Consider the following 19,379-nt stretch of genomic DNA (forward strand, 5'->3'; position numbering starts at 1 on the left):
CCCTGTCGGCAGACGAGAGCGCTCGGCAGCCCCAACGCCACCACGTCTCCGCGCCCGCACATCCTCGCCGCGCGTCGTTTGGTGACGCTGTGTTGCTCCGCCGACAACCTGCCTTTCCAGATGCTAATTGATCGGTTAGTGAATTTGCAAAATAGTGAGTGAGGAGAGGGTTATGCGGGGATGTTCCATGCTCCGGGTGGGGCTTTGGGTGGGCACGGCGATGATCGCGGCGATCGTGGCCTTGCCGGCGGGAGCGCAGGTTTCGGCACCGCCGGAAACTGAAGCGCCCGCGGGGGCCGTTGCGGTCGGGGCGGCCGTTGAAAGCCATGAGGGCGACATCCTGGTCACGGCGCAGCGCCGGTCGGAGCGGTTGCAGGACGTGCCGATCGCGATCACGGTGGTGAACGCCGCCGCGCTGGAGGAGGCGCGGGTCGAGAATATCCAGAACATCCAGGCGATCTCGCCCAGCATCCAGTTCCGCGCCTCGAACATCTCGTCGTCGAGCGCGAACGTCATCATCCGCGGGCTCGGCACCACCGGCACCAGCCGCAGCTTCGAGGGCGCGGTCGGTATCTTCATCGACGGCGTCTATCGCACGCGCGCGGCGGCGGCGCTGACCAACTTCCTCGATTTCGACAATCTGCAGGTGCTGCGCGGGCCGCAGGGCACGCTGTTCGGCAAGAACACCAGCGCCGGCGCAGTGCTGCTCACCTCGGCTGCCCCCAGCACCGACCGGGTCAAGGGCACGTATCAGATCGGTTACGGCAATTACGAGAATGCCGATCTGAAGGGCGCGATCAACGTGCCGCTGGCCGACAATCTCGCGCTGCGCGTCGCCGGGCTCTACATGCACGACGAGGGACAGATCCGCGACGTCAAAACCGGGCGCGACATCAACGGGCTCGATTCGCACGCGATCAAGGCGTCGTTGCTGTTCGAACCGTCGAGCGACCTGTCGATCCGGCTGATCGGCGATTACGCCAAGTCGGTCGGCAATTGCTGCTACGGCACGGTCGATTACATCAACGGGCCGACGCAACCGCTGATCGACTCGCTGATCCGCGCCGCCGGGCGCCGCGTGCCGTCGAAGGATTCCGCGGCGCGCGAAGCCTCGCTCAGCAATCCCACGCGCCAGCTGACCCGGGACTATGGCGCCACCGTCATCACCGACATCGGCCTCGGCGAGGGATCGATCCGCTCGGTGACGGGGCTGCGCTGGTTCGAGGTCGGGCAGGAGAATGCCGATTCCGACTTCACCGGGGTCGACATCTTGAACTTCGACGAGGCGTTCACCAGCAAGTTCTTCTCGCAGGAGCTGACCTATACCGGCAGGATCGACGCCATCGACACCAGCGTGGTCGTCGGCGGTTTCTACTCGCATGAGAAGCTGACCGCCGGGCGCACCTTCCGCCACGGGACGCAGGCGCAGGCGTTCTGGAACGCGCTGCTCGCCGGGCGCGGGTTGCCCGCGGGCACCGCCAGCGCGCCGGTGGGCCTGTTCAGCCGCGAGCAGATGCGCGGCACCGGCGACAGCTATGCCGCCTTCGCGCATCTGGAGAAGAACCTGACGAGCGAGTGGAGCGCGATCCTCGGCGCGCGCTATTCGATCGAGAAGAAGACGGGCGCGTTCCGTCGCCCGTTCTTCACCACGCGCCCGAACGATCCGTTCCGCATCATCGGTCAGTCGCCGAGCCCCGATTATGCCAGCGAGCTGACCAACCGCGCACTCAGCGGCACCGTCGGGGTCCAGTACAAGCCGTCGCGCGACGCGATGCTGTATCTCAGCTACAATCGCGGCTTCAAGGCGGGCGGCGTCAACATCGACGCCAATGCCGCGGGCGCGCGCGCCAACAATCCGAACGAGTTTCCGGGTGCCACGCTGCTCGATCCGCGGTTCCAGCCCGAAACCGTCGACGCCGTCGAGCTGGGCGGCAAGTTCCAGTATCTCGACGGCCGGGCGCGCAGCAACTTCGCGCTGTTCTACAACGACATCTCCAACCTGCAGGTGGCGCAGTTCCTGGGGCTGCAATTCACCGTCCTCAACGCGCGCTCGGCGACCGTCTATGGCGCGGAGATCGAGAACCAGTTCCAGGTCGCCGACGGCGTCAATCTCTCGCTCGACGCCACCTGGCTGCCGCATGCGCAATATGGCGACGATCCGCGACTGTCGGCGAACCTGCGCGACCAGCGCTTCCGCTATGCCTCGAAGCTGACCGGCAATATCGGCATCAACGCCGATCGCCCGATCACCTCGGACCTCAACATCACCTCGCGCTGGCAATATCAGTATATCGGCAGCCAGTTCATCAACACCGCGTCGGACGCGCGCCGCGGCGACGTCCATCTCGTCAACGGCAATTTCGGCGTCCGTTCGGTCGGCGGCTGGCAGCTGGAAACGTGGGTGCTGAACCTGTTCGACCGCACCTATCCCACCACCGCGTTCAACACCTCGCTCCAGACCGGCGACCAGAATGCCTATCTGGCGCCGCCGCGCACCTACGGTATTACGTTGCGTAGTTCGTTCTGATCCACAAGGTTCGGGGCGAGCGCGCCCTCGCCCCGGACTTGAGGAACACCGTGCCGATCTCCGCCACGCGCAAGAAGAAGAACGTCATGGCGCGCCCCGCCGGGGCCGCGGGGCGCGACCATCTGCTGGAGGCGGCGAGCTCGCTGCTGAGCGAACAGGCGTCCGACATCAGCCTCAGCGACATCGCCGAGCGGTCGGGGATGAACTCGGCCATGGTTTCCTATTATTTCGGCAGCAAGCAGGGGCTGCTCGCCGCGCTGCTCGAACGCGACCTCGTCACCGCGCTGTCGCAACTCGACCGATTGCTCGCGTCCCCCGGCACGCCGACCCAGAAGATGGAGCGCAACATCGACGGGCTGGTGCGGCTCTTCTTCCGCTACCCCTATCTTGCGCGGCTGATGACCGACCTGGCGCATCATGGCGAGGAACAGACGCGGCAGTATCTCGCCGACACCTATCTGCGCCGCATCTTCGACGCTTATGAGGTGCTCATCACCGAGGGCGTGAAGGCGGGCGAGTTCGTCGAAACCGACCCGAAGCTGTTCTACTTCGGCGTCGTCGGTGCCTGCGACCTCATCTTCTCGACCAGCTTCGTGATGAAATACGTCCATGGCATCGATCGCATCGACGAGGATATGCGCGCGCTATATGCGCGGCAGGTACAGTCGCTGCTCCTCAACGGCCTGCGGCGTCGGCCGGACGCGACCTGACGCCACGTTGCGCGACGCGCGCGAGGAGCGGACCACCGGGTGCGTCAGGGCAAGGACTGCCCCTCCGGCCATTGCGCCAGCAGAAGATCGGGCAGCAGGCGATCCGTGAAGTCGCGCCGGGGATCGGGGCCGTGGACCAGCGCGGCGAACTTGTCCTCCAGTGCCAGATGCGCGATCCCGTGCGCGGTCGACCAGACCGCCAGCACGGGACCGAACGCCTGCCGTGCGAACATCGCCTCCCGCGTCGTCCCCGCATGGGCCGCGGCCGCATCGGCGAAGCAGGTCAGCGCGGTATGGCTGGCCTCGCGATAGCGGGGGTCGTCGCGATGGATCAGGTCCTTGCGGAACATCAACCGGAACCGTCCGGGATGATCGAGCGCGAAGAGCACATATTCCCGCGCCAGCGAGCGTAGCCGCGCGGCGGGTGACCCGTTCGGGTCCGCTCGTTGCAGATACGACCGCAGGTCCGCATATCCGAGCAGCGCCACCTCGGTCAGCAGGCCCGACGCCTTGCCGAAATGATGGGCCGGCGCCGCGGGCGACACCCCGGCACGACGCGCCGCCTCACGCAGCGAAAAGCCCTCGATGCCGCGCTCGCGCAGGATCGCATCGGTCGCGGCGATCAGTGCGGCCCTCAACTCGCCATGATGATAGGTGCGCTCCGCATTGTGCGCCGATCCGTCGGTCGACATCTTGACGGTGTTTAATTTATTTCCCATTTCATCATCTAATCACTGTCAAGTCCGCCTGCAACGAAGGGATCGCACCATGTCTCGAAACTGGTTCATCACGGGCACCTCGTCGGGGATCGGCCGCCAATTGACCGAGCAGCTTCTGGCGCGCGGTGACCGCGTGGCCGCCACGCTGCGCCGCCCAGGCGCGCTCGACGACCTCCGGGCGACATATGGCGACGCGCTGTGGATCGGTCAGGTCGATGTCACCGACACCGTCGGGCTGCGCAGCGTCGTCGATGCGGCCTTTGCCGCGCTGGGCCGGATCGATGCGGTGGTCAGCAACGCCGGCTATGGCGCGATCGGCGCGCTGGAGGAGTTCGCCGATGCGCAGATCGACCGGCAGATCGCGACCAATTTCACCGGATCGGTGCAGCTGGCCCGCGCGGTCATCCCGCATCTGCGCGCGCAGGGCGGCGGCCAATTCCTCCAGATCGCCAGCGCGCTGGGCCAGACGGCGTCGCCGATGACGGCGCTCTATGCAGCGACCAAATGGGCGGTCGAGGGCATGTGCGAGGGGCTTGCGATGGAGGTCGGCGCGTTCGGCATCAAGGTGACCATCGTCGAACCCGGCGCGATCCGGACGGACTTCGGGTCGCGCAGCGCCGATGCCGCCGCGCCGATGGCGGTGTATGACGGCACGCCGGTCGATCGGGTGCGGAAGATGTCGGCCGATTATCCGGTCAGGGGCGACCCCGTGAAGATGGCGGCGGCCATCATCCGCTGCGTCGAGGGGGGCGAGGCGCCGCTGCGCCTGCTGCTCGGCAGCGACGCCTGGCCGCGCGTCACCGGCGTCGTGCAGGCACGGCTCGACGCCTGGCACGCGCAGAAGGACGTGGCGTTTTCCACGGACCTCGCGCCGGCAAGCTGACGCCGTCGGGCGTCCGGCCGTGCCGGCGGCCGGCGCCCTTTGCCTCAGAAGGACGATACGGCGACATAGCCGCCGATCGCCACCACGATCATCGCGAACAGCCGCTCCAGCAGGCCCTTGCGCGTGGCAAGGGCGCGCCCGGCGAGGATCCCGGCGGCCGTGCCGGCGATCCCGCCCGCGATCAGCAGCGCGGTGACGTGCCAGTCGACGAGCCCGCCGACGGCGTAGGAGGTGGCGGTGGTGAGGCCCAGTGCGGTCACCACCACGAGCGACGTGCCGATCGCATAGGGCAGCGGCATCGCGGTGGCGAGGACGAGGCCCGGTACGATCAGGAATCCGCCGCCGATCCCGAAGAAGCCGGCCGCGAGCCCGACGCCCAGCCCGATCGGCACCAGCCGGGGCAGCAACGTGGCGGCGCTGTCGCGCGTCAGGCGGACGTCGGGCACCTCCGCGCCGCGGCGCGGGCGCAGCATCGACACGCCGACCCCGATCATGAGCAGCCCGAAGAGCGCGAGCAGCCGCTTGCCGTCGACCGCCTGACCCAGCGCCGCACCCGCCGCCGCGCCGATCATCCCCGCGGTCGCGAACACGGCGGCGCAGCGCCACTTGACACGGCCCGCGCGGGCATGGCCGACGAGGCTGGCGAGGGCGTTGACGGTGACCGCGACCGCGGCGGTGCCGATCGCGGCATGTGGCGAGCCGATGCCGACGACATAGACGAGCAGCGGCACGGCGAGGATCGACCCGCCCCCGCCGACGAGGCCGAGGACGAGTCCGATCAGCCCGCCGGAGGCGAGCGTGGCGAGGACCATGGCCATGCGATCCTCAGGCCGCGGCGCCGCGGTTCCACGGCATCGCGCGGAGCAGTTGCGCCATGCCGCACCAGCCGGTGGCGCCGGCGAACACCAGCCCCGCGCCGACGAATGCCGACAGCGCGAGGAAGGCGGGCGTCACGAACAGCCCCAGCACCACGCCCGTCACGACCAGCGCGCCCGCGGCGATCTGCACCTGCCGCATGATCTCCAGCGGTTGCGACCGGTCCGCGATCGTCGCCAGCCCCGCACCGCGCCACGCATCGATCCCGCCGTCGAGCAGGAAGGCGGGGGCATCGCTCGCCGCAGCCTCCAGCCGGGCGGCATTGGCGGTGGTGCGCATCCCGGAGCGGCAATGGAACACCACGATCCGCCCGTCGCGGGGCAGTCCATCGATCCGGTCGAGCGGCAGGTTGAGCGCGCCCGGGATACGCTCGCGCGCATGTTCGTCGGCACCGCGGATATCGACCAGCCGCGCTCCGGCATCGATCATGCGGCGGGCATCGGCGGGGGAGAGCGTCGTCAAGGGCATCGCATCAATCCTTGCAATAGAGCTGGTAGAGGGTGGCCAGCAGCGTCTCGACGCGAGGATCCGCGATCCGGTACCACAATGTCTGGCTCTCGCGCCGGAAGGCGACGAGGCCTTCGTCGCGCATCTTCGCGAGGTGCTGCGAGCAGGCCGATTGCGACAGGCCGGCTTCGCGTGTGAGGTCGCTCACCGTCATCTCGCCATGCTCGACCAGCTTGCACAGCAGCATCAGCCGCCGCGCATTGCCGATCGCCTTCAGCGTGTCGGCGACCGCGCCGGCCTTCGTCTCGAACGTCGCCATGTCCATCGGTGGTTTGAGCATCGCCGCTGCTCCATCAGCTGTTGCTTATGTAGTCTCATCTAATATATAAGCAAGGGCTAATGGAGGACATCATGACCCAGCCTTTCATCGAGGCCTTCTTCGACGAGCCGACGCACACGATCAGCTATCTGGTCGGCGATCCGGGCACGCGCGTCGCCGCGGTGATCGATCCGGTGCTCGACTTCGATCCGGCGAGCGGGGAGGCGGACACGCGATCGGCCCAACGTATCCTCGCCTTCGCGCGGGCGCAGGACTGGCACGTCGAGATGGTGCTGGAGACGCACGCGCATGCCGATCACCTGTCGGCGGCGCCGTTCGTCAAGGCGCATACCGGCGCCCGGATCGGGATCGGCGCGCACATCCGCGACGTGCAGAAGATCTTCCGCCCGGTCTTCGCGATGGACGACCTGAAGACCGACGGATCGGATTTCGATCGGCTGTTCGCGGACGGCGACCGCTTCGCGCTCGGCGATCTGTCAGTCGAGGTGCTTCATGTGCCGGGGCATACACCCGCCGACGTCGCCTATCGGATCGGCGATGCGGCGTTCGTCGGCGACACGTTGTTCATGCCCGATTATGGCACCGCGCGCGCCGACTTCCCCGGGGGCGACGCGCGCACGCTGTACCGCTCGATCCGCCGCCTGCTGACGCTGCCCGACGCGACGCGATTGTTCCTGTGCCACGATTACAAGGCGCCGGGGCGCGACACCTATCGCTGGGAAACGACGGTGGGGGAGCAGCGGCGCCACAGCGTCCACGTCCATGACGGCGTGGAGGAGGAGGCGTTCGTCGCGATGCGCGAGGCGCGCGACGCCGGGCTGCCCGTGCCGAAGCTGCTGCTGCCGTCGATCCAGGTCAACATCCGCGCCGGGCGGTTCGAGGAAGCGCAGGCGAACGGCGTCACCTATCTGCGCATTCCGGTGACGTGGCGCAGCGACGCCGCCGCCTAGCGCGCGAAAGATCGTGCGAAGGTACTGGCGCGCCTGATCAAATCGGTCGACACCGGGTTGCGTCGAGCCGCGCATCCGCGCCGGCTCCAACGCGATCGGAGAGCGTGATGACCGACACCTATGTGCCGCCCGAGGTCTGGACCTGGAACAGGGAGAACGGCGGCCCCTTCGCCGCGATCAACCGCCCGGTATCGGGCGCGACGCATGAGAAGGAGCTGCCGGTCGGCAAGCATCCGTTGCAGCTCTATTCGCTCGGCACGCCCAACGGCGTGAAGGTCACGATCATGCTGGAGGAGCTGCTGGCGGCGGGACACGCCGGGGCGGAATATGACGCCTGGCTGATCAGGATCGGCGAGGGCGATCAGTTCGGCAGCGGGTTCGTCGCGGCCAATCCCAATTCGAAGATCCCCGCTCTCGTCGATCGCAGCGGCCCCGAGCCGGTGCGCGTGTTCGAATCGGGCGCGATCCTGGTCCATCTCGCGGAGAAGTTCGGCGCCTTCCTGCCCGCCGCCGGCGCCGCGCGTGCCGAGACGCTGTCGTGGCTGTTCTGGCAGATGGGGGCAGGGCCGCTGCTGGGCGGCGGCTTCGGCCATTTCTACGCCTATGCGCCGGTGAAGCTGGAATATGCCATCGACCGCTATGCGATGGAGGTGAAGCGCCAGCTCGACGTCCTCGACAAGCAACTGGCGAACAATGAATTCGTCGCGGGAAGCGCGTATTCGATCGCCGACATGGCGATCTGGCCCTGGTACGGCGCGCTGGTGAAGGGCCTCGTCTATGATGCGGGCACCTTCCTTCAGGTCGACGACTATCGCCATGTCCAGCGCTGGACCGATGCGCTGGCGCAGCGACCCGCGGTGCGGCGCGGCCGGATGGTCAACCGGGTGCAGGGCGAGCCGTCGAGCCAGCTGCACGAGCGGCACGATGCCAGCGACTTCGACACGCGGACGCAGGACAAGCTGTAACGCGCGCTTGGGGTAGAGGCCGGCTCCGCGACGGAGCCGGCCCCCGGGTCGCGTCAGCCGCGACCGCGCACCGTGTTGAGCACCGCCAGTGCGGCGACGCCGGCCAGCGCGGCGCTGGTCCAGGGACGGGCCTTGGCGAAGCCGGCGGCCTTCTCGGTCAGCGGCGCATCGCCGGAGAAATGGTCGCGGAACGCGTCGGTCAGCTTGGTCTTGCCATTGGTCTGGGTGGCGGTGGTCATGCGGCGTCTCCTGATGGAATAGAACGCCGCGCCAACGCGCCGCGCGCGCGCTGGTGCCCGACCGCGCCTCATTCTGCCCAATCGGCGCGCCGGGATGCCGCACCCCATAGCATCAGATAGCCGAACAGCCCGGAGATCAGCGACGCGACCAGCACCGACAGCGCCGCCATCTCCACCTGCGTCGCCTCGCTGAAGGCCAGTTCGGCGATGAAGAGCGAGATGGTGAAGCCGATCCCCGCGACGCCGCCGATCCCCAGCACCATCCGCCACGTCACCCCGTCGGGCAGCCGCGCCGCGCCCAGCCGCGTCGCGAGCCACGTCGCGCCCAGAAAGCCGATCGGCTTGCCCAGCGCCAGCCCGGTGACGATCCCGCCCGCCAGCGGCGAGTGCAGCGCGTCCGACACCGCCTCCGCCGACAGATGGATGCGCACGTTCGACAGCGCGAACAGCGGCAGCACGACATAGGAGACCCAGGGCGTCAGGATGCGCACCAGCCGCTCGTCCGGCTCGTCGGTCGCGGCGGCCATCTCGTGGATATAGCCCAGCCGCTTCTGCGCGCGATGGTGATGCTCCTCCGCCTTCGCGGCATCCGGTGCGGCCTCGGCGGCATCCTGTGCGGCGCGCAATTCCTCCAGCGGCCCTCCGACGCGTTCGGCGAAGCGTCGCTCGGACAGCCGCGCGCGGGTCGGCAGCAGCAGCCCGATCGCGACCCCCGCAATCGTCGGGTGGACGCCCGATCCCAGTACGCCGGCCCAGACCAGCAGCCCCAGCAGCACATAGGGCACCGGCGCCACCCAGCGCAGCCGCAGCAGCGCGAGGATCCCGCCATAGCCCAGCGCGGCGAGCAGCAGGTAATTGGCTTCCAGCGCGGCGGTATAGGCGACCGCGATCACCAGCAGCCCGAACACGTCGTCGATCGCCGCGAAGGCGAGCAGCACCGCGCGCACCGCATCGGGCAGGCGGGTGGTGAACATCGCGACGATCGCCAGGCTGAACGCGGTGTCCATCGCCGCCACCACGCCCCAGCCATGCGCGGTGTCGGTGCCCGCGTTGAACGCGACGAAGAAGGCGATCGGCACCACCAGCCCGCCGATCGCGCCGGCCACCGGGAAGATCGCGGTGCGCAGCGACGACAGCGATCCCTTGGCGAATTCGCGCTTCACCTCGGTGCCGATGATCAGGAAGAACAGCGGCATCAGCGCGTCGTTGACCCATTCCGCGGCGGTGCGGGAAATGGCGTGACCGGTGTAGCTCAGCCGGATCGTGCCGTCCCAGGCGGCGGTCCAGCCGTCGCCCCAGGGCGAGTTGACGATCGCCAGCGCAATGATCGTCGCGATCAGCAGCGGGCCGCCCGACACCTCGCCGATCGCGAAGAACGGCTCCACCCGGCGCAGCAGCGCGGCGGCGGGGGAATGATGCGCCCGCGCGGCGACCTGTCCGGACAGGCGGGGGTTGTTCGCCATCGCGTCGTTCCTGTTCGTCGCCCTCACCCTTCGCCGCCTGCGGCGGCTCTTCCCTCTCCCGCCGGGAGAGGGAGGGAGGCGCGCAGCGCCGGAAGGGTGAGGGCGAACATCACCCGGGGAGGGAATCAGACGATCCGAGCCGCCACCTGTTCCCGCATCGCCTCCAGCGCGATGCCGGCGAGGTTCTGGTTTCTCCTGATATACCGCAGCTTTAGCCGACCAATCCGCGGCAGCGTCTGAAACGTGGCGAGGTGATCCCGGTACGCCGGCGGACAGCGTGCCTCGCCTTTTGCCTGCGCGATCACCGCCGCGGCATCGCCGAGCAGCACGGCGTCCGCCAGCCCCATGTCGTGCGCCAGCGTCACCGCATGGAGCAGCGCCCGCCATTCCGCCTCCATGCTGGTGCCGAGGCCGAGATCGCGGCGCACATGGGAGCGTCCGCCCACCACCACCGCGGTCGCCATGCCGTGCGGCGCCGGGCGGCTGCTGCCATCGAAGAACAGCTTCACGCCATACGCCATTGACCGGGCGCGATATCCGCCAGCGTCCAGTCGCCGATGGACCAGCGCACCAGCCGCAGCGTCGGATGGCCCACCGCCGCAGTCATGCGGCGCACCTGCCGGTTGCGGCCTTCGCGGATGGTGAGGCGCAGCCAGCGGTCGGGGATGTGGCGGCGCACGCGGATCGGCGGGTCGCGCGGCCAGATCGCGGGCGGGTCGATCGCCTCCACCTCGGCGGGGCGGGTGGGGCCGTCGTTGAGCGTCACGCCACGGCGCAGCTGGTCGAGCGCGGCGGCATCCGGCTCGCCCTCCACCTGCACCCAATAGGTCTTGGGCAGCTTGAACTTCGGGTCGGCGATCCGCGCCTGCAACCGCCCGTCGTCGGTCAGCAGCAGCAACCCCTCGCTGTCGCGATCCAGTCGCCCGGCGGGGTACACGCCCGGCAGGTCGATATGATCGGACAGCGTCGCGCGCGCGCCCTGCGTGCCGCGGTCGGTGAACTGGCTCAGCACGTTATACGGCTTGTTGAACAGGACCAGTCGCGTCATGCGGCGGCGATGCTGGCGGCAACCGCCTCGGCCACCTTGATCCCGTCGACCGCGGCGGACAGGATGCCCCCGGCATAGCCCGCGCCCTCGCCCGCGGGGAACAGCCCGCGCGTGTTGAGGCTCTGGAAGTCGTCGCCGCGGGTGAACCGCACCGGCGAGGAGGTGCGCGTCTCCACCCCGGTCATCACCACGTCGGCATGGTCGTATCCCGCGATCTGCCGCCCGAACACCGGGATCGCCTCGCGCATCGCCGCCACCACGAAATCGGGCAGCACCTCGGCCAGGTCGGTCGGCGTCACCCCGGGGCGATAGGACGGGACGATCCCGCCCAGCGTCGTCGACGGCCGCCCGGCGAGGAAGTCGCCCACGCGCTGCGCGGGCGCACGATAGTTGGAGCCGCCGGCGACGAAGGCGCGCTCCTCCAGCCGGCGTTGCAGCGCGATGCCCGCCAGCGGATCGCCGGGATAGTCGCGTGCCGGGTCGATCGCGACGACGAAGCCGGAATTGGCGTTGCGCTCGTTGCGCGAATATTGGCTCATCCCGTTGGTCGCGACGCGCCCTTCCTCGCTGGTCGCGGCGACGACGGTGCCGCCCGGGCACATGCAGAAGCTGTACACCGTGCGGCCGTTCGAACAGTGATGCGAGATGTGATATTCCGCCGCGCCCAGGATCGGGTGGCCCGCATCCGCGCCGAACCGCGCGCGGTCGATCCAGGATTGCGGATGCTCGATCCGGACCCCGATCGAAAAGGGCTTGGCGTCGACATGGACTCCGGCCGCGTGCAGCATCGCGAACGTGTCGCGTGCGCTATGCCCGATCGCCATCACGACATGGCTGGCGGGGAGATATTCGCCGCCGTTCAGGTGCAGCCCGACGATGCGGCGCGTGCCGTCGCGCTCCTCGACATGGATGCCGTCGACGCGGGTGGAGAAGCGATATTCGCCGCCCAGCCGCTCGATCGTCTCGCGCAGGCTTTCCACCATCTTCACCAGCCGGAAGGTGCCGATATGCGGGTGCGCCTCGGTTAGTATCTCTTCCGGCGCGCCGGCCTTGACGAACTCGGTCAGCACCTTGCGGTCGAGATGGCGGGGATCCTTGATCCGGCTGTAGAGCTTGCCGTCGGAGAAGGTGCCGGCACCGCCCTCGCCGAACTGGACGTTGGATTCGGGGTTCAGGACGCTGCGCCGCCACAGTCCCCAGGTGTCCTTGGTCCGCTCGCGCACCACCTTGCCGCGATCAAGGATGATCGGGCGATGGCCCGACTGGGCGAGGATCAGCGCGGCGAACAGCCCGCACGGCCCGGCGCCGATCACCACCGGACGTTGCGCATCCGCGCGCGGCGGGGCGGGCAGGGGGTAGCGCGTGTCGGGGGTCGGCTGGACATGCCTGTCGCGGCGCATCTTCGCCAGCACGGTGGCTTCGTTGCGGACGTTGACGTCGATCGCATAGACCAGCGCGATGCGCGTCTTGTCGCGCGCATCGAAGGCGCGGCGCGCCACCTGATGGCGGATCAGCTCGCGCGGGGTGATGCGCAGCCGCTTGCAGATCGCGGCGGGCAGCGCCTCGTCCGCATGGTGCAGCGGCAGCCGGAGATCGTTGATACGGATCATCGCGGGCCTTTAGCGCGGAACCGGTGCCACGCCCAACCCCCGCGTCGATGACGCCGAAATGGATGCGACGGCAGGCATCTACGCGGATTGGACGATAGCGGGAGCACGGATGGCGGCGGTATCGTCGACGCCAGGAAACAAGGGAGGACGACCGTGCCCGATCCGACGAACGAGCGACTGGTGACGACCGATGGCGTGCGGCTGCGCGCCGAGCCGGAGGGACAGATCCTGCGCGACCTGACGATCGCCGAGCGCGCGGTCGATCTGGGCGCGGCGGCCGTGGCGGGCTGGCGCCGCGTCCGCACCGCGGATGGCGAGGGGGTGGTGTTCGGCAAATACCTTCGCGCGCCCGGGCGGCCCGAGGTGGAGGCGCTGCTGCGTGCCGCGATCGACGAGTGGATCCGCTTCGGCAAGGGAAAGGGCAACGAGGACGATCAGCCCTATCGCGGCTATGTCGGCGAGATGTGGAAGGCGCTGAAGATGAACTACGACGGCGCCAGCAAATATCCCAATGGCGAGGATGTGCCCTGGTCGGCCGCGTTCATCTCGTGGGTGGTGCGCCAGGCGAGCAAGACCTACCCCGCCTACAACAAATTCGCCTTCGCCTCCGGCCATTCGGTGTTCGTCAACGATGCCATCCAGGCGCGCGTCACCGGGCGCTTCGCGGCGCCCTTCTGGGGCTATCGCATCGACGAGAAGCGGCCCGAGATCGGCGACATCATCCAGCGCAATCGAGGCAAGGGGCAGTTCACCTATTCCTATGCGGAGAATCACGCGGACTATAAGAGCCATTCCGACATCGTGGTGGAGGTGACGCCCGATGCGGTGCGCGTGATCGGCGGCAACGTCGGCGACACCGTATCCGCGATCGCGGAGCCGCAGGAATATGCGCTCGGCCCCGACGGCTTCATCGCGCCGGGGCAGCGCGTCATCGCGCTCCTGAAGAACCGCGCCGGGCTGTAGCGAAGGGAAGGGCGGGTGGCTCAGGCGGCCTTGTGCCGCGCGTGGAACAGCCGCCCGCCCTCGACGAACCACACCACCGCCAGCGCGCCCAGCCCGATGCACAGGTATCCGATCGCCAGCGGCAGCGTGGTGCCCGAATAGGCCTGCCCGATCGCGGAGCCGACGATCACCGCGCCGACGCTGGTGATGAACCCCTGCACCGACGAGGCGGTGCCCGCGATATGCCCGACCGGCTCCATCGCCATCGCACCGAAGTTGGAGCCGCACAGCCCGATGCACGTCATGCTGAGCGCCTGGAAGAGGATGTAGCTGGGCAGCGTCTCCATCCCCGCCGCGATCACGGCGATATGCGCGACCGACAGCGCGATCAGCCCCAGCACCGCACTTTGCGAGATCAGCCGCGTGCCCAGCCGCTCGACCAGCCGCGCATTGGCGAAGGACGCGCATCCCATCGCGAAGGCGCATACCGCGAACAGCAATACGAAGCGGTCGCCCGCGCCGAATTCGTCGACGAAGATCTGCTGCGCGGACGACACGAAGGCGATGATCCCGCCGAACGTCATCGCCGCCGCCACCGCATAGCCCGCGGAAAATCGGTTGGTGAGCGTCAGGCGATAGCTCTCGCGCAGCCGCGCGAGCGAGATCGGGATGCGCCGCTCCACCGGCAGCGTCTCGGGCAGGCGCACCGCGGCCCACGCCAGCACGAACGCGGCGAACGCGCCCAGCGCGTAGAAGATGAACCGCCACGGTCCGAACGCCAGCAGCGCCTGTCCCAGCGTCGGTGCCAGAATCGGAACCAGGAAGAAGATCATCTGCGCGATCGACAGCGTGCGCGCCATCTGCCGCCCCGACGATCCGTCGCGCACGATCGCCACCGCCAGCACGCGGGTGGAGGCGGACATCAGCCCCTGCAGCATCCGCGCCCCCAGCAGCGCGACGAAGGTGGCCGAGCTCGCCGCGAAGATGCTGGCCGCGACGAAGCCGGCGAGCGTGGCGACCAGCACCGGCTTGCGCCCGTAGCGGTCGGCGAGCGGGCCATAGGCGAGCTGCCCCGCGCCGAAGCCCAGCATATAGGCGGTGACGACCCACTGCCGGTGGTTGGCCGCGATGACCGCCAGATCGCGCCCGATATCGGCCAGCGCGGGCAGCATCAGGTCCACCCCCAGCGCGTTCACCGCCATGACCGCGGCGATGAACACCACGAACTCGCGCCGGTTCATCGATGGGGGAGTGATGTTGTCCTTCATGCGCCGGGCCTTAGGCGGGGATGCTTCTCTCGTCACCCCGGACGTCGGTGCTTATCCCGTTCAGGCAGGTACGCCACCCCGGCGAAGGCCGGGGTCCAGTCGGGAAGGTCGCGGTGACGACGCACAGCGCTCGCCAACTCCTGTCCCCCGACTGGACCCCGGCCTTCGCCGGGGTGGCAGGAAAAATCCTTGTCCAAAGGGCATATGCACCGACTTGTTCCGGGGTCCACTGCTCCGCGAACTCAATAGCTTGTGAGCGTGCGGCACGGTGGATGCCGGAACAAGTCCGGCATGACGTGGAGGAATTCGCCGGGGCCTTAATCACATCGCGGCTGCGCCTTCTTTACCGCTACGTCGCCGGCACTTCCTTCAGCCGCCCCGCCACCAGCGGCGCGACGCGGTCCGCGATCGTCTGCACCCCCGCGGCATTGGGATGCACCCCGTCGGGCAGCATCAACTGTCGCCGCCCCAGCACGCCGTCGAGGATGAAGGGATACAGAATCGCGTGATGCTTCTTCGCCAGTTCGGGCCATATCCCATTGACCCTGGCCGCATAGTCCGGCCCCAGATTGGGCGGCGCCATCATCCCCGTCAGCAGCACCGGGATGCCGCGCCGGTCGAGTTCCGCCAGCATCGCCTCCATATTGGCGCGCGTTTCCGCCGGCGGGATCTGGCGCAGCACGTCGTTGCCGCCCAGCCCCAGCATCACCAGATCCGGTTTCCGCTCCAGCCGGTCGAGCGTATAGGCCAGCCGCCGCCGCCCGTCCGCGGTCGTATCGCCCGACACGCCGGCATTTGTCACCGTCGCATCGATCGCCGCGGCGCGCAGCCGCTCGCGCACCGCATCGGGCAGGCTCTGGCCGGGGCGCAGGCCATATCCCGCGTACAGGCTGTCGCCGAAGGCGAGCACCACGCGCTTCGGCCCCGACACCGCGTGCGTGGCGGCGGGGGCGGGGGGCGAGGCGGTGGCGAGCGGGATGGGCGCGTCGTCGCGCTGGCTGCACGCGGTCGCGCCTTGGAGAATCAGCGCCATGACCACATATGTCCCGAACCTCTTGCCCATTCCTGCTCCCGGACCATCCCTCATGACCGCCCCCGATATGGTCATCGCCGCGCGCGATGTAAGACTGACGCTCGGCCGCGACACCCCGGTGGAGATCCTGCGCGGCGTCGATCTCGACGTCGCCGCGGGCGAGAGCGTCGCGCTGCTGGGCGCGTCGGGGTCGGGCAAGTCGTCGCTGATGGCGGTGCTGTCGGGGCTGGAGCGCGCGACCTCGGGCAGCGTGCGCGTCGCGGGGCTGGATTTCGGCGCACTGGGCGAGGATGCGCTGGCGGTGGCGCGACGCGGGCGGATCGGCATCGTGCTGCAAGCCTTCCATTTGCTGCCGACGATGACCGCGCGTGAGAATGTCGCGGTGCCGATGGAGCTGGCCGGCGTCTCCGATGCCTTCGCGCGCGCCGATGCGGAGCTGGAGGCGGTCGGGCTGGGGCACCGCCTGCATCATTATCCGGCGCAATTGTCGGGTGGCGAGCAACAGCGCGTCGCGATCGCGCGGGCGCTGGCGGGGCGCCCGGCGCTGGTCTTCGCGGACGAGCCGACCGGCAACCTCGACGGTGCCACCGGCGCACGGATCGTCGACCTGCTGTTCGACCGGCGCGCCGCGACCGACGCCAGCCTGGTCATCATCACCCACGATCCCGCGCTGGCGGAGCGCTGCGACCGCATCGTCCATCTGGTCGACGGGCGGATCGCGTGACGGGTGGCGACGCCCCTCGCCGTGCTCCTGCGCACGCAGGAGCCCAGGGTTACTGGTCCCATCAGGCGTGGTTCTGCTTGTCCTGCGTGCGCAGGAGCACGCGGTGATGACGGCATCGACCCAGGGCTGGGCAATCGCCTGGCGGCTGGCGCGGCGCGAGCTGTCGGCGCGGTTCCGCGGGCTTCGGCTGCTGCTGGTGTGTCTGTTCCTGGGGGTGGGCGCGTTGGCGGCGATCGGCACGCTGACCGATGCGATCTCCACCGAACTGGCGGCGCGCGGGCGCGTGCTGCTGGGCGGCGACGTCGAATTCGCGGTGTCGCAGCGCGCCGCCGATCCCGACGAGCTGGCGGCGATGCGCGCGCTGGGCCATGTGTCCGATACCGTGCGGATGCAGTCGATGGCGGTCACGCCCGCGGGCGCGACCGCGCCGGTGCAGCTGAAGGCAGTCGATGCCGCCTACCCGCTCTACGGCCGGCTGACGCTGACCGATGGGCGCAGCGTCGGCGCGCCGCCCGCGAGCACCGTGTGGATCGCGCCCGCACTGGCGCAGCGGCTGGACGTGCGTCCCGGCCAGCATCTGCGCTTCGGCACCGCGACGTTTGAGATCGGCGGGATCATCCGCGACGAACCCGACCGGCTGGGGGAGGGCTTCACGCTCGGCCCCGTTGCGCTGGTGTCGCGCGCGGGGCTGGCGCGGACCGGGCTGATCCAGCCGGGCAGCCTGTACGACACCCGCTATCGCGTGGCGACCGCGCGCGATCCGGCACAGGCGGTGGCGCAATTCCAGCGTGCCTTTGCCGCTGCGGGATGGGAGACGAAGACGCGCGACCGCGCCTCGCCCGGCGCCAGCCGCTTCGTGACGCGGATGGGCGAGTTCCTGACGCTGGTGGGCCTCACCGCGCTGGTGATCGCAGGCATCGGCGTGGGCAATGGCGTCTCCTCCTATCTCGACGCGCGGCGCTCCAGCATCGCGATGCTCAAGGTGCTGGGCGCGACGTCCGCGCTGGTGACGCGCGTATATCTGTTACAGGTCGTCGCGGTGGCCGCGGTCGGCGTCGCTTTGGGGCTGGCCGCGGGCGTCGCCGCGGTGCCGCTGCTGGGCGCGGCGGCGAGCAAGGTCTTGCCGGTCGCGCCCGGCTGGACCTTCGCGCCGGTGCCGCTGGCGCTCGCCGCCGCCTATGGCCTGCTGATCGCGCTCGCCTTCTGCGCGCCGCAGCTGGTGGCGGTGGGGCGCGTGCCCGCGGTGGCGCTGCTGCGCGGCGCGCTCGATCCGCGGCGCGGGGCAGGGCGGTGGCGCGCGGCGGCGTGGATGGCGCTCGCGGGCGCGTTGGTCGTCGCGCTGACCATGGCGGCGAGCGAGCGGCCGTGGTTCGCGCTGGGCTTCCTCGGCGCGGCGGCGGGGACGCTGCTGCTGCTGGTCGGCCTGGGGCAGGCGATCCGCGTGGGCGTCGCGCGGCTGCCGCATCCGCGCCGGCCGTTGCCGCGCCTTGCGGTGGCGGCGCTTCACCGCCCGCAGTCGCGCACCGTCGCGCTGGTGGTGGCACTGGGGCTGGGCCTCACGCTCTTCGTGCTGCTGGCGAGTATCCGTACCAGCCTGGACGGCAATATCCGCCGCAGCGTACCGGAGCGCGCGCCCGCCTTGTTCGCGCTCGACGTGCCGCCGGAGAAGGAGGCGCTGTTCCGCGCCACCGTTGCGAAGGCATCGCCCGGCGCGACGATCGCCACCGTGCCGCTGATGCGCGGCACGATCACCGGCTATGGCCGCACCCGCGTCGCCGATTTGCCGTCGATCCCGGAGGGGGCCTGGGCGCTGCGCGGCGAGCGCGGGCTGACCTTCGCCGCCACGCTGCCGCCCGGCAGCACGATCACGCAGGGGCGCTGGTGGACCGCAGGCGAGGCGCGCCAGCCGCTGGTGTCGGTCGACGAGCGGCTGGCGCAGGCGCTGGACCTGAAGATCGGCGACCCGCTCACCATCTCGATCCTGGGGCTGGAGCGGCAGGCGCGGATCGCGTCGTTCCGCCGCATCGCCTGGGATACGCTGGGGTTCAACTTCGTGCTGGTGTTCTCGCCCGGCGCGCTGGGCGACGTGCCGCACAATCTGGCCGCGACGATCGACATGCCCGCCGCGCGCGTGCCCGCGGTGACGCGTGCGCTGCTGCCGCTGTTCCCCTCCACCTCGGTGGTGGAGGTCGGCGGCGTGCTGTCGCAGGTGCAGGACGTGGTGACGCAGATGGCGAATGCGATCGCGGTCGCCGCGGGGATCGCGGTGCTGGCCGGGATCGCGGTGCTGATCGGCGCGATCGCGGCGGCGCGCGCGGCGCGGACCTATGACACCGTCATCCTCAAGGTGTTGGGCGCGACGCGCGCGCAGGTGCTGTGGGCGCAGGCGCTGGAATATGCGCTGCTGGCCGCGATCGTCGGCGCGGTGGCGCTGGTGCTGGGGGTGGCCGGCGGCTGGTATGTCGTGGTGCAGATGTTCGGGTTCGACTGGCTGCCCGACTGGCCGACGATCCTGCTGACGCTGGTCGCGGGCGCGGGAATCACGATTGCGGTCGGGCTGGCGGGCAGCCTGCCGACGCTGCGCGCGCGCCCAGCAGCCGCGTTGAGAGAACTATAGGGGCGCGAAGCGACGTTG

Annotated in this window: 19 protein-coding genes; 8 read left to right on the forward strand and 11 right to left on the reverse strand. The window is 69.5% G+C overall.

The genetic code is table 11. From position 1 onward, the window contains the following. Nucleotides 1-220: 220 nt before the first annotated feature. Complete coding sequence (locus tag PGN14_RS15025) at nt 221-2,527, forward strand: TonB-dependent receptor (protein WP_335300391.1); 2,307 nt, start codon at nt 221-223, stop codon at nt 2,525-2,527. A gap of 50 nt (nt 2,528-2,577) precedes the next feature. Next, nucleotides 2,578-3,237 (forward strand): TetR family transcriptional regulator, encoded by a 660-nt coding sequence (locus PGN14_RS15030; protein WP_335300392.1) that lies wholly within the window; start codon nt 2,578-2,580, stop codon nt 3,235-3,237. A gap of 44 nt (nt 3,238-3,281) precedes the next feature. On the opposite strand, the gene PGN14_RS15035 is transcribed toward PGN14_RS15030, so the two are convergent. Beyond that, complete coding sequence (locus PGN14_RS15035; RefSeq protein ID WP_335300393.1) at nt 3,282-3,956, reverse strand: TetR/AcrR family transcriptional regulator; 675 nt, start codon at nt 3,954-3,956, stop codon at nt 3,282-3,284. 49 nt (nt 3,957-4,005) lie between these two features. Between PGN14_RS15035 and PGN14_RS15040 the strand changes: the two genes are divergently transcribed. Further along, nucleotides 4,006-4,839 carry an SDR family oxidoreductase gene (locus PGN14_RS15040; RefSeq protein WP_335300394.1) on the forward strand — a complete coding sequence of 278 codons (834 nt, stop codon included), beginning with the start codon at nt 4,006-4,008 and terminating at the stop codon, nt 4,837-4,839. A gap of 44 nt (nt 4,840-4,883) precedes the next feature. Here PGN14_RS15040 and PGN14_RS15045 read toward each other — a convergent pair whose 3' ends face one another. The 3 genes from PGN14_RS15045 to PGN14_RS15055 are packed head-to-tail and all read right to left on the reverse strand — an operon-like array spanning nt 4,884 to nt 6,502. After that, a complete protein-coding gene (locus PGN14_RS15045; protein ID WP_335300395.1) occupies nt 4,884-5,657 on the reverse strand; it encodes a sulfite exporter TauE/SafE family protein in 774 nt (257 codons plus the stop codon). A 7-nt stretch (nt 5,658-5,664) separates the two neighbouring features. Then, the gene (locus PGN14_RS15050) at nt 5,665-6,183 is read right to left on the reverse strand and encodes a rhodanese family protein (protein ID WP_335300396.1); all 519 of its coding nucleotides are present in this window, start codon (nt 6,181-6,183) and stop codon (nt 5,665-5,667) included. A 4-nt stretch (nt 6,184-6,187) separates the two neighbouring features. Then, entirely contained in the window at nt 6,188-6,502 is a 315-nt protein-coding gene (locus PGN14_RS15055) for an ArsR/SmtB family transcription factor (protein ID WP_335300397.1), read from the reverse strand. 71 nt (nt 6,503-6,573) lie between these two features. Here PGN14_RS15055 and PGN14_RS15060 point away from each other — a divergent pair, with 71 nt between their 5' ends. Next, entirely contained in the window at nt 6,574-7,452 is an 879-nt protein-coding gene (locus tag PGN14_RS15060; protein WP_335300398.1) for an MBL fold metallo-hydrolase, read from the forward strand. Between the two features lie 107 nt (nt 7,453-7,559). Next, nucleotides 7,560-8,417, forward strand: a complete 858-nt coding sequence (yghU, locus tag PGN14_RS15065; RefSeq protein ID WP_335300399.1) for a glutathione-dependent disulfide-bond oxidoreductase — start codon at nt 7,560-7,562, stop codon at nt 8,415-8,417. A 53-nt stretch (nt 8,418-8,470) separates the two neighbouring features. Here the strand turns inward: yghU and PGN14_RS15070 are convergent, their stop codons facing one another. From PGN14_RS15070 to PGN14_RS15090, 5 genes are all read right to left on the reverse strand, one after another. Next, the gene (locus PGN14_RS15070; RefSeq protein WP_335300400.1) at nt 8,471-8,656 is read right to left on the reverse strand and encodes a hypothetical protein; all 186 of its coding nucleotides are present in this window, start codon (nt 8,654-8,656) and stop codon (nt 8,471-8,473) included. A 68-nt stretch (nt 8,657-8,724) separates the two neighbouring features. Then, the gene (gene nhaA / locus PGN14_RS15075) at nt 8,725-10,119 is read right to left on the reverse strand and encodes a Na+/H+ antiporter NhaA (protein ID WP_335300401.1); all 1,395 of its coding nucleotides are present in this window, start codon (nt 10,117-10,119) and stop codon (nt 8,725-8,727) included. 125 nt (nt 10,120-10,244) lie between these two features. Beyond that, complete coding sequence (locus PGN14_RS15080) at nt 10,245-10,628, reverse strand: reverse transcriptase-like protein (protein WP_335300402.1); 384 nt, start codon at nt 10,626-10,628, stop codon at nt 10,245-10,247. After that, nucleotides 10,625-11,167: a pseudouridine synthase gene (locus PGN14_RS15085; RefSeq protein WP_335300403.1), complete on the reverse strand. Its 543-nt coding sequence runs from the start codon at nt 11,165-11,167 to the stop codon at nt 10,625-10,627. Before PGN14_RS15085 ends, PGN14_RS15080 begins: the two co-directional genes overlap by 4 nt. Next, complete coding sequence (locus PGN14_RS15090) at nt 11,164-12,777, reverse strand: NAD(P)/FAD-dependent oxidoreductase (RefSeq protein WP_335300404.1); 1,614 nt, start codon at nt 12,775-12,777, stop codon at nt 11,164-11,166. Before PGN14_RS15090 ends, PGN14_RS15085 begins: the two co-directional genes overlap by 4 nt. 153 nt (nt 12,778-12,930) lie before the next feature. On the opposite strand from PGN14_RS15090, the gene PGN14_RS15095 reads away from it, so the two are divergent. Then, on the forward strand, nt 12,931-13,740 hold the full coding sequence (locus tag PGN14_RS15095) for a DUF2272 domain-containing protein (protein WP_335300405.1): 810 nt from the start codon (nt 12,931-12,933) through the stop codon (nt 13,738-13,740). 20 nt (nt 13,741-13,760) lie between these two features. On the opposite strand, the gene PGN14_RS15100 is transcribed toward PGN14_RS15095, so the two are convergent. Both PGN14_RS15100 and PGN14_RS15105 read right to left on the reverse strand, forming a co-directional pair. Then, nucleotides 13,761-14,960 carry a multidrug effflux MFS transporter gene (locus tag PGN14_RS15100; RefSeq protein ID WP_335300452.1) on the reverse strand — a complete coding sequence of 400 codons (1,200 nt, stop codon included), beginning with the start codon at nt 14,958-14,960 and terminating at the stop codon, nt 13,761-13,763. Nucleotides 14,961-15,336: 376 nt separating this feature from the next. Continuing rightward, complete coding sequence (locus PGN14_RS15105; RefSeq protein ID WP_335300406.1) at nt 15,337-16,020, reverse strand: arylesterase; 684 nt, start codon at nt 16,018-16,020, stop codon at nt 15,337-15,339. A 52-nt stretch (nt 16,021-16,072) separates the two neighbouring features. Between PGN14_RS15105 and PGN14_RS15110 the strand changes: the two genes are divergently transcribed. Beyond that, complete coding sequence (locus tag PGN14_RS15110; protein WP_335300407.1) at nt 16,073-16,744, forward strand: ABC transporter ATP-binding protein; 672 nt, start codon at nt 16,073-16,075, stop codon at nt 16,742-16,744. A gap of 106 nt (nt 16,745-16,850) precedes the next feature. Continuing rightward, nucleotides 16,851-19,361 (forward strand): ABC transporter permease, encoded by a 2,511-nt coding sequence (locus PGN14_RS15115; RefSeq protein WP_335300408.1) that lies wholly within the window; start codon nt 16,851-16,853, stop codon nt 19,359-19,361. The last annotated feature ends 18 nt before the right edge of the window (nt 19,362-19,379 follow it).

Origin of the sequence: Sphingomonas adhaesiva (assembly GCF_036946305.1) — a bacterium.
Lineage (GTDB): Bacteria > Pseudomonadota > Alphaproteobacteria > Sphingomonadales > Sphingomonadaceae > Sphingomonas > Sphingomonas adhaesiva_B.

Coding starts and splice junctions, on each gene's coding strand:
- PGN14_RS15025 (WP_335300391.1), top strand. CDS start 221: ATGATCGCGGCGATCGTGGCCTTGCCGGCGGGAGCGCAGGTTTCGGCA.
- PGN14_RS15035 (WP_335300393.1), bottom strand. CDS start 3,956: ATGGGAAATAAATTAAACACCGTCAAGATGTCGACCGACGGATCGGCG.
- PGN14_RS15040 (WP_335300394.1), top strand. CDS start 4,006: ATGTCTCGAAACTGGTTCATCACGGGCACCTCGTCGGGGATCGGCCGC.
- PGN14_RS15045 (WP_335300395.1), bottom strand. CDS start 5,657: ATGGCCATGGTCCTCGCCACGCTCGCCTCCGGCGGGCTGATCGGACTC.
- PGN14_RS15050 (WP_335300396.1), bottom strand. CDS start 6,183: ATGCCCTTGACGACGCTCTCCCCCGCCGATGCCCGCCGCATGATCGAT.
- PGN14_RS15055 (WP_335300397.1), bottom strand. CDS start 6,502: ATGCTCAAACCACCGATGGACATGGCGACGTTCGAGACGAAGGCCGGC.
- PGN14_RS15060 (WP_335300398.1), top strand. CDS start 6,574: ATGACCCAGCCTTTCATCGAGGCCTTCTTCGACGAGCCGACGCACACG.
- yghU (WP_335300399.1), top strand. CDS start 7,560: ATGACCGACACCTATGTGCCGCCCGAGGTCTGGACCTGGAACAGGGAG.
- PGN14_RS15070 (WP_335300400.1), bottom strand. CDS start 8,656: ATGACCACCGCCACCCAGACCAATGGCAAGACCAAGCTGACCGACGCG.
- nhaA (WP_335300401.1), bottom strand. CDS start 10,119: ATGGCGAACAACCCCCGCCTGTCCGGACAGGTCGCCGCGCGGGCGCAT.
- PGN14_RS15085 (WP_335300403.1), bottom strand. CDS start 11,167: ATGACGCGACTGGTCCTGTTCAACAAGCCGTATAACGTGCTGAGCCAG.
- PGN14_RS15090 (WP_335300404.1), bottom strand. CDS start 12,777: ATGATCCGTATCAACGATCTCCGGCTGCCGCTGCACCATGCGGACGAG.
- PGN14_RS15100 (WP_335300452.1), bottom strand. CDS start 14,960: ATGAACCGGCGCGAGTTCGTGGTGTTCATCGCCGCGGTCATGGCGGTG.
- PGN14_RS15105 (WP_335300406.1), bottom strand. CDS start 16,020: ATGGCGCTGATTCTCCAAGGCGCGACCGCGTGCAGCCAGCGCGACGAC.
- PGN14_RS15110 (WP_335300407.1), top strand. CDS start 16,073: ATGACCGCCCCCGATATGGTCATCGCCGCGCGCGATGTAAGACTGACG.
- PGN14_RS15115 (WP_335300408.1), top strand. CDS start 16,851: ATGACGGCATCGACCCAGGGCTGGGCAATCGCCTGGCGGCTGGCGCGG.